This is a genomic window from Helicobacter pylori SA221C, assembly GCF_000476855.1.
GTDB lineage: Bacteria > Campylobacterota > Campylobacteria > Campylobacterales > Helicobacteraceae > Helicobacter > Helicobacter pylori_DK.
The window spans coordinates 68,009-81,699 of sequence record NZ_CBPT010000005.1; the positions used below are offsets into that span (position 1 = coordinate 68,009).

General features: G+C 38.4%; 12 protein-coding genes and 1 pseudogene. 5 read left to right on the forward strand and 8 right to left on the reverse strand.

All coding sequences use genetic code 11. The features are described from left to right. Positions 1-31: 31 nt before the first annotated feature. Genes gyrB through QU01_RS04085 form a run of 5 tightly spaced genes read right to left on the reverse strand, consistent with a single transcriptional unit; the run spans position 32 to position 7,295 of the window. A complete protein-coding gene (gene gyrB / locus QU01_RS04065) occupies positions 32-2,353 on the reverse strand; it encodes a DNA topoisomerase (ATP-hydrolyzing) subunit B (protein WP_033762299.1) in 2,322 nt (773 codons plus the stop codon). Positions 2,354-2,365: 12 nt separating this feature from the next. Then, positions 2,366-3,490, reverse strand: coding sequence for a DNA polymerase III subunit beta (gene dnaN, locus QU01_RS04070; RefSeq protein WP_033762297.1), 1,125 nt, complete (start codon positions 3,488-3,490; stop codon positions 2,366-2,368). A gap of 55 nt (positions 3,491-3,545) precedes the next feature. Next, positions 3,546-4,613: a phospholipase A gene (locus QU01_RS04075; RefSeq protein ID WP_000836126.1), complete on the reverse strand. Its 1,068-nt coding sequence runs from the start codon at positions 4,611-4,613 to the stop codon at positions 3,546-3,548. 14 nt (positions 4,614-4,627) lie between these two features. Next, a complete protein-coding gene (locus QU01_RS04080; protein WP_033762295.1) occupies positions 4,628-5,956 on the reverse strand; it encodes a sodium-dependent transporter in 1,329 nt (442 codons plus the stop codon). A 10-nt stretch (positions 5,957-5,966) separates the two neighbouring features. Then, positions 5,967-7,295, reverse strand: a complete 1,329-nt coding sequence (locus QU01_RS04085) for a sodium-dependent transporter (protein WP_033763531.1) — start codon at positions 7,293-7,295, stop codon at positions 5,967-5,969. A gap of 230 nt (positions 7,296-7,525) precedes the next feature. Between QU01_RS04085 and ybgC the strand changes: the two genes are divergently transcribed. Next, positions 7,526-7,927, forward strand: a complete 402-nt coding sequence (gene ybgC, locus QU01_RS04090; RefSeq protein ID WP_001203785.1) for an acyl-CoA thioesterase YbgC — start codon at positions 7,526-7,528, stop codon at positions 7,925-7,927. Then, entirely contained in the window at positions 7,917-8,177 is a 261-nt protein-coding gene (locus QU01_RS04095) for an HP0495 family protein (protein WP_033753806.1), read from the forward strand. Before ybgC ends, QU01_RS04095 begins: the two co-directional genes overlap by 11 nt. Here the strand turns inward: QU01_RS04095 and murD are convergent. Continuing rightward, complete coding sequence (murD, locus tag QU01_RS04100) at positions 8,174-9,442, reverse strand: UDP-N-acetylmuramoyl-L-alanine--D-glutamate ligase (protein ID WP_033762292.1); 1,269 nt, start codon at positions 9,440-9,442, stop codon at positions 8,174-8,176. The genes QU01_RS04095 and murD overlap by 4 nt on opposite strands. Before the next feature lies 1 nt (position 9,443). After that, a complete protein-coding gene (gene mraY, locus QU01_RS04105; protein ID WP_033762290.1) occupies positions 9,444-10,505 on the reverse strand; it encodes a phospho-N-acetylmuramoyl-pentapeptide-transferase in 1,062 nt (353 codons plus the stop codon). A 124-nt stretch (positions 10,506-10,629) separates the two neighbouring features. On the opposite strand from mraY, the gene QU01_RS04110 reads away from it, so the two are divergent. The 3 genes from QU01_RS04110 (at position 10,630) to QU01_RS04120 (ending at position 13,072) form a co-directional block, all read left to right on the forward strand. Beyond that, positions 10,630-11,466, forward strand: coding sequence for an HpaA family protein (locus QU01_RS04110; protein ID WP_033762288.1), 837 nt, complete (start codon positions 10,630-10,632; stop codon positions 11,464-11,466). Positions 11,467-11,565: 99 nt separating this feature from the next. Next, complete coding sequence (rpmB, locus tag QU01_RS04115; protein ID WP_001118998.1) at positions 11,566-11,754, forward strand: 50S ribosomal protein L28; 189 nt, start codon at positions 11,566-11,568, stop codon at positions 11,752-11,754. Between the two features lie 181 nt (positions 11,755-11,935). After that, positions 11,936-13,072, forward strand: coding sequence for a potassium channel family protein (locus tag QU01_RS04120; RefSeq protein WP_000461978.1), 1,137 nt, complete (start codon positions 11,936-11,938; stop codon positions 13,070-13,072). Between the two features lie 382 nt (positions 13,073-13,454). Here the strand turns inward: QU01_RS04120 and QU01_RS04125 are convergent. Beyond that, positions 13,455-13,691 (reverse strand): annotated as a pseudogene (locus QU01_RS04125) (ATPase); the annotation flags it as partial.

The following is a 13,691-nucleotide window of genomic DNA, read 5'->3' on the forward strand; positions in this document are numbered from 1 at the left end:
TTAAATGTTTAGGGGTTCTAATCAAAATCCCTTACACATCTAGCTGTTTCACGTCTTTAGCATGCGCTTGGATAAAGGCTCTTCTAGGCTCTACTTCATCGCCCATGCAAAGCGAAAAGACTGCATCGGTTTTTTCCAAATCTTCAATTTTGAGTTTGATGAGACTGCGGTTTTCTTTATGCATGGTCGTTTCCCATAAATCATTAGGGTTCATCTCGCCTAGCCCCTTATAGCGCTGGATATTCGCTCCCTTTTTAGCGTGATTTTCCACTTCTTCTAAAAACGCCAAAATATCCTTATTTTCCAAGAAATCTAAATTATACTCCATAAGCTTTTGATAGGTGTAATTCGCTTCTTCAAACAACACTTCTTTAAAGAGATTGTCATCTAAATTAAATTCCACCAAGCCTTTAGGGGTTTGCGCATGCAAATGCAAGCTTTCTTCAGTAGCAAAAGAGCGTAAGATCTGATAATTCAAGCCCTCTAATTTTTCTAAAATGCTTTTTTCTAAAACTTTCATATCAAGGCTTAAGGCGTCCTTAGTTTCAATGAGAAAGCGTAAAATTTCTAGCAAGTTGTAGCGTTTTTCTAATTCCAAAAGCGCGTAGCGGTAATGGCGCGCCACTTTTAACAAATTCATCAAATCGTTCTTGCCAATCCCTTCAATATCCACCGAATTGATGCCATGCTCAATTAAAAAATGATCCAAAGCGACGCTGTCTTTAAGATAAATTTCTGTTTTGCCTTTCTTGTATTTATAAAGAGGGGCTTGAGCGATATAAACATGCCCTTGTTCAATCAGCGGGCGTAAATAACGATAGAAAAAAGTCATCAGCAAGGTTTGGATATGGCTCCCATCCACATCAGCATCGGTCATGATAATGATTTTATGATAGCGCAATCTTTCTATCTCAAAACTCTCTTGAATGCCGCACCCAAAAGCCGTGATCATGTTTTTAATTTCTTCTGATTTTAGGATCTTTGACAAATGGCTTTTTTCCACATTTAAAATCTTACCCTTTAAGGGCAAGATCGCTTGGAAAACCCTATCGCGCCCTTGTTTAGCGCTCCCGCCCGCGCTATCGCCCTCCACTAAAAAGATTTCACTCTCTAAGGGGTCTTTACTCTGGCAATCGGCTAATTTTCCAGGCAAGGTGCCGACACTCAAATTATCTTTTTTCCTTGTAAGCTCTCTGGCTTTCTTGCTGGCTTCTCTGGCTTTTGCGGCTAGTAGGGCTTTATTAGCGATGATTTTGGCTTCGTTAGGGTTTTCTTCTAAAAACTGATGGATTTTATCATAGACTAATTTTGAAACCAACGCGCGCGCATACGAACTGCCGAGTTTGGATTTAGTCTGCCCTTCAAACAAAGGCTCGCTCATTTTCAAGCTCACAACAGCGATCAACCCCTCTTTAATGTCTTCAGAAATGGGGCGCGACTCTTTGGTTTTAATGTTATTGTCAATGTATTGTAAAATCGCCTTAGACAAGCCCATTTTAAAGCCCGCCTCATGCGTGCCGCCCTCAGAAGTTTTAATGTTATTCACAAAGCTTAAAGTGTTTTCATTGTAATCATCAGTATACGCTAAAGCGACTTCTATAGAAGTGTGCGTTTCTTCATCCATGCTTTTAAACGCAATAATGGGGGTGAGTAATTCTTTTTTAGCGCTGTCTTTAACGAATTGTTTCAAGCCGTCTTCATAGAAATAAGTCTCTTGCAGTTGGGTTTTTTCTTCTTTGAAAGAAATTTTCAAGCCGTCATTAAGATACGCCATTTCTTTGAAGCGCTTTTGTAAAATACCCGCTTGAAATTCAACGACCTCCATCACGCTTTCATCAGGGAAGAATTCAATAGTCGTGCCGCTTTCCTTAGCGCTTTTGGTTTTGCCAATGATTTCAAGCTCGCTAATGGGGATACCCTTTTCAAACTCTTGGCGATAGATTTGACCCTCTTTTTTAATGGTCATGATCAAGCGTTTGCTCAAAGCGTTCACAACCGAAACGCCCACGCCATGCAATCCGCCTGAAACTTTATAAGTATCGTTATCAAACTTGCCCCCCGCATGCAAAATCGTTAAAACCACGGTGCAAGCGGGGATTTTTTCCGTGGGGTGGATATCTACAGGAATGCCTCGCCCGTTATCTTCTACAATGCATGACCCCTCCTCAGTCAAAGTGATATTAATCCTATCGCAAAAGCCCGCCATGCTCTCATCTACAGCGTTATCCACGACTTCATACACCATGTGGTGCAACCCACCCACATTGGTATCGCCAATATACATTCCAGGGCGTTTCCTAACCCCCTCTAAGCCTTTTAAAACCTTAATACTATGGCTCTGGTAATTTTGCATTCAAATCAGCCTTTATAGTGTGATTGGCATCATCAAAGTGGAAATTTTAGCGCTCAAGTGGCTTTGCTTTTCATCAAGGGGTTCTTGGATCAAAAAAGGCGAAGAAGGCTCATTGCATTTTAAAACAAATTGCGTTGTCCCTAAAGCGTTTAAGGCTTCAAGGAAAAATTTAGCGTTCACGCCCAAATGAAAGGCTTTTTCAATATCCAAACCTTTTTCAATCTCAACAGAGGTTTTAGCCGTTTCGCTATGTTCAGAATCCAAAGATTCAAACAAAGCGTTGTTTTTTTCTAAAGTGAGTTTAATGGTGGAGCTTAAAGAACTGCACAATTTAATGCTCTCTTTAAATTCTTCCTTGCCTAAAGTGAAAGAAGAAGTGTATTCTTTGGGGAGGATTTTTTGATAATCAGGGTAATTCCCATCAATGAGCTTGGTGAAAAAAGTGTGCGTTTCGTTTTCAATTACCGCTAACATGCCATCGCTTTTAAAACTGAAATTTTCATAAAAAAGCTTAAGGATTTCTAATAAAGCTCTTTTAGGTAAAATACAAGAGATGTCTTCTTCAGTGGAATGGATAGAGACTTTTTCTAACTGCGTGTAAGAGAGTCGTTTGGTATCCGTGCCTACTACTGAAAGGGTTTGATGTTTTTGATCAAATTGCATTAAAATACCGGCTAATTCCCTTTTATGGCTGGTTTGCTCAATCACAGGAGCGATCTTTTTAAACGCATCTGTTAAAAAGGGGGCATTGACTTCCAAACTCACTTTGGGATCAATAACAGGGAATTCAGGGAACTCATCAGCATCAAACATGGGGAGTTTGAAAGAGCTTTTATTCTGTTTGATCACCAAGCTGTCATCTTTAGTCTCTAAAATAATATTAGAGTCTTTTAAACATGAGATAATATCCAAAAACTTTTTCCCGTTGATCGTGCCAACGCCCTCTTTATCGGTGGATTGCGTAGAAATATAGCTTTTTAGCCCAATATCGGAATCGCTAGCCTTTAAAAAAAGCTTTTCTTTAATGACTTCTAAATGGATGTGTGAAGCGATAGAAGAAGCGTCCTTTTTATCCAAAAAAGCTTGCAAGTAGCGCAAAGCATTTTCTAACTCGTTTTTACTAACACTGATTTTCATAGCTGAATAATCCCCTTGAATTTTTAGTCTTATTATAGCATAAAAGAACGCTTTTTTAAGGGTTCAAGCGTATTCCTACCCCTATACGATTGGAAAAAACATCGTATTCATACAAGCCATCGCCATAGCCGTTAAACCACTGTGCATAAATCCCCACAAAAGGGTTAATGCGGTAGGTATAGCCTAAGCGGAAAGCTCCATGCCAGCGATCATAACGCCAGTATTGCGTGAAAATATCATAAAGTTGCAATTCAAAATGGTGGCGCCCTCTCCTGTAATCAATTTTAGCGTTACCATACCCCATGTAATCAATCAAATTAGGGTTGGATTGATCATAAGGAACATAGGGCCAATAAGCGACCATGATTTTCAAGCCCCCCTTTTCCCACACCAAACGAAACACAGGGCGTTGCCCCGCGCTCACCGAGCGGCACCCCCCCCAGCGCACGTCTTTTTGCCCGTTATAATCTTTAACGATTACAGGCCCTCCTGGAAACTGGTTTTCAGGATTACCCTCTTTATTAAAAGGTTGGTAACATTGCGCGCCTCCCACGCCATTAGAAATGTGCTGCCAACCTATCCAAATTTCAGAAAAATTCCCTATCTTACCCCCAAAAGGTTTAAAATTAATAGGATAAACATAGATGAGTTCAGGCATGAAATTCATCATTCGCATGGGAGCGGATTGGGGGTCATTGTAAATTTGAAACCAGTTAGTTTGGGTATAAGCCAAATAAAGCGTGCCTTTAGTCCAAAGAATATGCCTAAATACAGGCACTCTAAAACTGATTTGGAACTTAAACTCATTGCGTTGATACGGGTTGATATTGGGGTGGTACCATTGAAAAATGGGGGTGAAACTATGATAAAAAGGCAGAAAGTAAGTGCCTAGATAATCCATCATGTTTAAATATTTTTTAGCAAAATCCACCCAAGAATGTTCTTTGGGGGCTTTTTGTGGAGGGAGATACCAGGCATTAGACAAATCGTTTTGCGTTTTAATGATGTGCAAATCCTGTTTGCGCAAATAGTAGTTATAATCCACCTTAAAATTATCTTGTGAAAATTTTTTGCCTTCTAACTGACAAACTACAAAAATCATAAAGAGCAAAATGCTTTTCATCAAGCATCCTTATTTCACTTAAATTGCAAGATGAAAATCGCTAAAATCACTACAGGCGCGATAAAACGAACGCTAAAATGCCACGCTTTGAAAGCGTTTGCATTAAAAAAATGCTTTGTGGCTAAAAAAGAACGCTTTTTATTTAAAATCCATCCTATAAACAAGACTGAAAACAAGCCTCCCAAAGGCATTAAAAACGAAGAAGTGATGAAATCCAGCCACCCAAACACGCTCTTATGCGCAAAGCTCAAAAACTTAGCGTATCGTTCATTCATAGAAAGAATGACTAAAACGCCTAAAACATACACAACAACCCCTATCCATAGCGACGCTTGAATGCGCGAGAAATTAAAACGATTGATGAGATAAAGCGCTAAAGGCTCTATCAAAGAAACCGTGGAAGTGATCCCGGCAAAAACAAGCGCCATAAAGAAAAAAAGCGAAACGATCTGTCCGCTGATTCCCATTTTAGCGAAAGTCAAAGGCAAGGAAATAAAAACAAGCCCCGGCCCTTGAGACACATCCGCATGGTATTCAAACACAAAGGTGAAAATCATCACCCCAGCAATCAAAGAGATTAAAATACCGGGCAAGACAATAAATAAAGAGCTTTTGAGTAGGTTTTCTTTTTTGGGCGTAAAAGCTGAATAAGTAATGATCGTGCCTACCCCTAAACTCAAAGAAAAGAACATCTGCCCCAAAGCGTCCATAACAACCTTAAAATCAATCTTTTGAATCTCAAAATTAAATAAAAAGTGCAAAGCCTTAGGCATGCTTTCTAAAGTCATCGCATAGATTAAAAGCCCTATAAAAATCACAAACAATAACGGCATCAGCACGACATTTAATTTTTCGATCCCCTCTTCAATCCCCCTAGAAACAAACCAGATTGTCGGCAATAAGCATGCGCTAAAGCCAATAACAGGCCAGATTAAACTGCCATTTTGGAGCATGCTAAATTGCATTTTGGCTTGCTCTAAATCTTTAGGCAAATCAAAAGTTACTACAAAAAGATAGTAAAGCACCCAGCCTAACACCACCGCATAAAAGGATAAAATGAGAGGGCCGCCTAAAATAAAAAAAGAAGTGAAAGGGTAATATTTTTTCCTTTTAGGATCTAGTATTTGATAATTAGAAACAACATCTTTTTTACCCAAATTCCCAATCAGCATTTCTACTAAAAGCATAGCAATGCCTAAACTCAAGGTTAGCACCAGATATAAAAGCACAAACGCGCTCCCCCCATTATGACCCACCATATAAGGAAAGCGCCAAATATGCCCTAAACCGATAGAGCTACCCAAAGTGGCTAAAATAAAGCCTAATTTAGAAAATTTTCCCATGCCAAATATTCTAATAAATCTTGCTCAACCAAATAGAAAACACAATTAAAGGGGTGATGTATTTAAGCAAGAAATACCAAGTTGCAAACAATTTAGGGCCTAAAAAGTGCGTGCTCAAAAGACGCAATTTTTCTTTTTTCAAAACCCAGCCCATAAAAATAAAGGTTGCCATCCCACCTAAAGGCATGATAATGGTGCTTGATGCAAAATCCAACCAATCAAAAAGACTTTTTTCAAAGAAAGTGAGGTAATCTTTATAATCCTTATGGAGCGAGAAAATCAACACCACGCCTACCACAAAAATTAGCGCTACAAGACCCCAAGTAACCTTAAAACGAGAGTATTGATACTTTTCGGTAAGATACATCACGCTTGGTTCTAATAAAGCCACCGTAGAAGTGATGCCAGCAAAAGCGAGCGCGAGCAAGAAAAGAATCGAAACAAGAACGCCTATCGCTCCCATTTGGCCAAAAACTACCGGTAAAGAAGTGAAAATTAACCCTGTGCCTTGTGAGACATTAGCCCCGTATTCAAACACAAAAGTGAAAATCATAAGCCCTGCCACAAGAGAAATTAAAATCCCTGATAAAACCACCCAAATCGTGCTTTTAAGCAAATTCTGCGTTTTATCCGTAACCGCAGCATAAGTGATATTGATCCCTAAACCGATGCTTAAAGAAAAGAAAACCTGCCCCAAGGAATAAGTGAACACTTGAGAAGTCAAATCTTTTGGTTTGAAATCAAACATGAAATGGAAAGCTTTAGAAAAAGAATCCATGCTCATCGCATAGAAAAGCAAACCAAAAAAAGTGGCAAAGAGTAAGGGCATTAAGACTAGATTGAGTTTTTCAATCCCTTCTTTAATCCCCCTAGAAACAATCCATCCGGTTATGAATAAAACGCTAAAAAGCCCAATGGATTGTAGCCCTATAGACTGCAAAGTTTGAGTAAAAATTTGTTCAGATTCTTGGATATTGTTAGGCAAATTAAAACTAACACTCACCAAATAATAAAGCACCCAGCCTAAAATCGTGCCGTAAAAAGTCAGTATTAATGGCCCAGAAATAAGCAAAAGCCCTGCGTATTTCCAGCGTTTTTTGGGGTTAATGTCAAGCTCTTTAAAGGCTTCTATTACATTTTTTTGCGTGCTTTGTCCTAATAGCATTTCAGCGATAAACATCGCCGCGCCAACGCTTAAAGATAAAAATAAAAACAATAAAACAAAAGCACCCCCACCACTCACCCCAGTCATGTAAGGAAAGCGCCAAATATGCCCTAAACCTATCGCGCTCCCTAAAGCCGCTAAAACAAATCCTAATTTAGAAAAATGATTACCCATATCTTAACTACCAAACTCCTTGTAAATGATTAGAATTAAAGAGCGATGTCTTCAATCGTCCAACTATTGCTGTATTAGTTTTCTAAAATCTTTAAAAATTTTAAGATTTAAGGAAAAACCCGCTTCAAAAATACCTAAAAAACATAAAGCAACGCCCCTAGATTATACTATAGTTAAGTTACATATTGTATAATTTTAAGAAAATTTCATTATTTAAGTAAGGGGAATTAATGCGCTGTAGGGTATATTACGAAGATACCGACTCTGAAGGCGTGGTCTATCATGCGAATTATTTGAAATATTGCGAAAGGGCTAGGAGCGAGTTTTTTTTTAAACAAAAGGTCTTGCCAGAAAATGAAGAAGGCGTGTTTGTTATCCGCTCTATCAAAGCGGATTTTTTCACCCCCGCAAGCCTTGGGCAGGTCTTAGAAATAAGAACGCAAATTAAAGAATTAAGGAAGGTTTTTGTGGTGCTTTTTCAAGAAATTTATTGCATCCAAAACGCTTCTTTAGAGCCTATGAAGCCTTTTAAGGTCTTTGCTTCAGAAATCAAGTTTGGCTTTGTCAATCGCTCTACATACAGCCCCATTGCCATTCCTAAATTGTTTAAGGAGCTGCTCAATGCCGTCTGATTCAGAAAAACCCACCATTATTTACCCTTGCCTTTGGGATTATAGGGTGATTATGACCACTAAAGATACAAGCGTGTTAAAAGAGCTTTTAGAAACCTACCAACGCCCCTTTAAATTGGAATTAAAGAACACTTCTAAAAACGCTAAATTTTATAGCTTTAATGTTTCTATGGAAGTTTCAAACGAAGCAGAACGGAACGAGATTTTTCAAAGAATTTCACAAGTAGACGGAGTGGTTCAAACGCTTTAATCCTTTAAAACAAACGCTTTAAATTTTTCACCCCTTTCTTTATACGAAGAAAATTGATCCAAACTGGCCGCGCTGGGTGAAAGCAAAGCGATTTCATTTTGTAATAAAACGCTTTTAATTTCTTGAACCGCTTTTTCTAACTCCAAACAAACCTGACAAGAAACATTAAATTCTAACGCTAAGGCTTGGATGATAAAAGCGCTTGATCCTATCGCATAAAGGCTTACTTCATGATTTTTAAATTCTTCAAAAAGGGGGGTTAAATTGACCCCTTTAATATCGCCCCCTAAAATCAAATGGATTTTTTGGTTTTTAAAGGTTTTTAGAGCTTGCAAGGTGGCATCAATATTCGTGGCCTTGCTGTCATCTACCCACAAACGCCCTTCTTTATCCCTAAATTCCTCCATTTTATGCGAGCCAATTTTAAAAGCGTTCAGTCTTTTAAGGGCGTTTTCTCTATAATCTTGCCATTTTAAATTCTTTATTTTTAAAAATTGCTCATAAACTAAAAGGGCTAAAGCCGCGTCTAGTAAAAACGCTCCCTTAAAAAAAAGAGCGTTAGAAGGGATTTTTAAACGCTCTAAAACCTCTTCGCTTTTGTCAAAAAAGATTTTTTGCACTTGCGAGTTTTGAACGCTTGAATGCTCTTTGAATTTTAAAGGGAGGATAGCGAGCGAAGTTTTAGGCATCAATGTTAAAACCTTGAGTTTAGCGTCCAAATAATTTTCAAAATTGCAATGCCAAGTCAAATGATCAGCTTCTACATTGATGAGCAAGTAGATTAAAGGGTAAGCCTTATTCGTGTAATGCAAAGAAAAGGAGCTTGTTTCTAGCACCCACAAGGGCGATTGTTTTTCAAACAATTCAATCAAGGGCGTGCCGATATTCCCCCCACTCACAGCCTTAAAATCTTCTAAAAGCAAGGTGAGCATTTCTGTCGTGGTGGTTTTCCCGTTAGTGCCGCTAATACTGATTATAGTGGGCGTGAAAACCAAATCAAACAAGCTATTAATATAATCGTATTCGCTCACTAAATGCTTGGCTTTTATGACTAAAGGGTGCGTGAAACTAATGCCCGGGCTGACTACCTCTAGTTGGGAATCATTAGGGTTAAAATCCTTACTGGGATAGCAAAGAAAACCCTCGCTATCCTTATGAAATGAAGGGAATTTATCATCAAAAAATTTGACTTCGTTATGGTTTTTTTTAAAAAAACGCCCCAAAGCTAGAGTGGTTTTTCCATGCCCCAATAAAGAGATTTTCATTTTAACGCACCTTCAAGCTTAAAAGAGCGACTAAATTGCTCAGCATAGAAATGATCCAAAAACGCACGATCACCTTGTTTTCTGCCCAGCCCTTTTGCTCAAAATGGTGATGGATAGGCGCCATTAAAAAAAGGCGTTTTTTACGGGTTTTATAGCTCCCTACTTGCAAGATCACAGACAAAGTTTCTACCACAAAAATAGATCCCATTAAAACGAGTAAGATTTCATTATGCGAAACAATAGCGTTATAAGCGATAAACCCTCCCAAAGCCAAGCTCCCGCTATCGCCCATAAACACGCTTGCCGGGTTGCAGTTATACCACAAAAAGCCAAAGAGCGATCCCACTAACGCCAGCGAGACAACAAACAATTCCCCCACATCTATGACTTTAGGATAGAGCAAGTATTTAGAAAATTCCGCATTCCCTGCCACATACACAAAGATAGAAAGGCTTAAAAGGGTGAAAATGCTAGGCACGCTCGCTAAGCCGTCTAACCCGTCGGTTAAATTCACCGCATTGCTCGTGGATAAAAAAACCAACACCCAAAAACCAACCGCTAACATCGTGGGCATTTCAAACAAGGGGTTTTTCAAAAAAGGCGCGTATAAAAAAGTGTCCAACCCCTTAAGGCTCAACAAAACAGACACCACAAGCGAAAGGACAAACAGCATGCCAAATTTCATTTTTGCGCTCATCCCGGCGTTATTTTGTTGGTTGATTTTAGTGTAATCGTCTCTAAAACCCACAAAACTAAAGCCCACTAACACGATTATCCCTAACAACACATAAAGATTGCCCAAAGACGCGCACAACACACTCGCAACAATGGTTGCAAAAACAAAAACAATCCCTCCCATCGTAGGGGTATCCTTTTTATTCTGGTGGTTTGGCACGAAGCTAGAAATGGGCTGGTTAGCCTTTTTAGCCTTGGCCCATAGAATGAATTTAGGCATTAAAAAAAGCGTGAGGAAAAAGGCTATGAAAAACCCTAACCCTGCTCTAAAGGTCAAATACTGGAAAAGATTGATATTGAAATAGCCATATAGTAAAGAATAGAGCATAAAATCCCCTAAAACCGCCATGCTTGAAATTTAGAAAAAAGAAAATTGTAGCGCAAATTGATTTACTTAAAAATAGCATGAATAGGGTAGGATAGAAGTTTATTTTAATTTTTAGGAGTTTTTTATGGAGCGTTCGCTTATTTTTAAAAAAGTTAGAGTTTGTTCTAAAATGCTAGTGGCTTTAGGGCTTTCAAGCGTGTTGATCGGTTGCGCGATGAATCCAAGCGCTGAAACAAAAACACCAAATGGCACCAAAAATCAAGTTCAAACTCATGAAAGAATACAAACAAGCTCTGAACATGTTACGCCGCTAGATTTTAATTATCCAATACATATTGCTCAAGCCCCACAGAACCACCATATTGTAGGTATTTTAGCGCCACGCATTCAAGTGAGCGATAATCTAAAACCCTATATTGACAAGTTTCAAGACGCTTTGGCCAATCAAATCCAAACTATTTTTGAAAAAAGAGGCTATCAAGTGTTGCGTTTTCAAGATGAAAAAGCTTTAAATGTGCAAGATAAGAGAAAGATTTTTTGCGTTTTGGATTTGAAAGGGTGGGTAGGAATCTTAGAAGATTTGAAAATGAATGTAAAAGATTCCAATAATCCTAATTTAGACGCGCTAGTGGATCAAAGCTCAGGCTCTGTGTGGTTTAATTTTTATGAGCCAGAAAGCAATCGTGTAGTCCATGATTTTGCTGTGGAAGTGGGGACTTTTCAGGCAATGACTTATACTTACAAAAACGGTAATTCTGGAGGGTTTGATTCTTCAAACAGCATTATCCATGAAGAATTGGAAAAGAATAAAGAAGATGCGATACACAAGATTTTAAACAGAATGTATGCGGTTGTCATGAAAAAAGCTGTAACAGAACTTACAGAAGAAAATATCGCCAAATACAGAGACGCTATTGATAGAATGAAAGGTTTTAAAAGTTCTATGCCTCAAAAAAAGTAGTTCTTAAACGAACCATTTAAAAATTAGCCTTAAAATCAGTCTTTTTAAAGGCTATTTTAAGTATAATGCAAAGTTTATTTCAATATTTAAGGATACACAATGGCAAAAAGATGCGCTTTAACTTTTAAAGGACCTATGATAGGCAATCATGTCAGTCATGCGAACAACAAAAATAAGCGCCGCTTACTCCCTAACTTGCGATCGATTAAGATCCAATTAGACGACGGCACGACTAAACGCATTAAAGTGGCTGCTTCCACTTTAAGAACCATGCGTAAAGGGGCTTAATTTTTAGAATTTCTGTCCGTTTTGATTGTAGGGGTGGTTTTGATGTTTTTGATAACCTTTTTAAAACTCCCCTTAAAACTAAACTTCTTTTTGAGATTAAAACACAGCTTAGGTTTAGCGTTTTGATTAAATTTAGAGGTAAACGCTTTCAAAAGAATTTATTTTGATCTAGGAATTGGTTTTGTTTGAAAAGTTGAAATTTTTTAAAATCAAAAAAGACGATGAAATTCAGCCAGAAGTCAATTTAAATTCTGAAATCTATGAGCAATTTAAGGTCTTTAGACTCCCGCTTATTTTAATCCAATTGCTTGTGCTTTTAGGCACTCTGGGATACTTCGCCCTAGAAAATTATAGCCTTATGCAAGCTTTCTTCCAAACGACTTACACCATGACAGCTACAGGGTTTGGCGCTTTAAATGAAAGCCAGTTTGGGCCTATAAGTATTTTTTTAACTTCCATTTTAATGTTTTTTGGGGCAGGAATCATTGCCTTTAGCGTGGCTATTTTAGTTAGCGTGGTTAATAAAGGCACGCTTACCAGATTGATTAAGGAGAAAGGTATGATTTATAAAATCGCGCGCCTTAAGGATCATTACGTCATTTGTTACCACAACGAATACACCATTGAATTGAGCAAGCAGTTCCGCTCCGCTCAAATCCCCTTTGTGGTCGTGGATAATGACCCTAGTTTTGAAGAAGAAGCCATTAAGCACAAATACCCCTACTATATCATAGGCGATCCGCACACCAATTTAGCCATGCTCAAAACCCACTTAAGCAGCGCTAGGGGCGTTGTGGCTTTGTCTAAGATTTTACCGGTGAATGTGGCGTTAATGGTGAGCGTGCGCTTGTTTGAAAAGGAATTGAAGCGCAAACCTTACTACATCATTGCGAGCGCGCATAGCGATGAAGGCTTAGAAAAATTAAAAAAATTAGGGGCTGATATGGTGGTTTCCCCTACAAAACTCATGGCACAGAGAGTGAGCGCGATGGCGGTGCGTCCGGATATGGAAAATATCTTAGAGCGCTTTATCAATAAAAAAGACACGCTTTTAGACTTAGAGGAAGTGATTGTCCCTAAAACCAGCTGGCTTGTGTTAAGGAAATTAAAAGAAGCCCATTTTAGAGAGATCGCTAAAGCGTTTGTGATTGGTATCACTCAAAAAGATGGCAAATACATCCCCATGCCTGATGGAGAAACGATTATTGCAAGCGAATCCAAACTATTAATGGTTGGCACTTCAGAAGGCGTTGCGACCTGTAAGCAACTCATTGCCAACCATCAAAAACCCAAAGAAGTGGATTACATTTCCTTGTGATTGATACAGCCCTTTTTAAATAAAAAAGGCTTGACTCTCATCAAATATGGATAATAAAATCTAAAAAATGCTAAAAACATTTTTTACAATCCATAGCAAAGAGCTTGGCGTTAGCCAAAAAGTTTTAGCCATTCATGTTTGATGAGAACAGATCCAAGATTTAAACGGATTTGAGGCTTATTTTTCTCAAACCCATACGCTCAATGAGAGTTAATTATAACCCTTTTAAAGCCCTCTTTGTTAAAAGGATTCTTGAACTTTTTTAAACCATGTTTTAATTTGTCCTGTGATTTATTTATCATGCTCATTCTCTTCGCATTTTTGAAGCGTTGCCCTAAATTCCGCACAAAACAAATATTCATCAATCTTCCAACCTAAAATTTTACTCTCCTTTCTTGCTTTTCTCTAGCGTGTAATCGCTTAAATCCTTGATCTCTTGCTCCCATCCGCCGTTAATATAGATAGTATTATAAACATAATACGCACCCACAAACAAGCCGCTAAATTTCGGCTTTAAGGTTTCTAAAAGTTCGTTAAATGCGGTTTTTTTCGCTTCCGTGATCTCGCTTGTGGCTTGTTGTTTTTCTTGCGTGATGTTGTTTAAAACTTCTTGCTTATT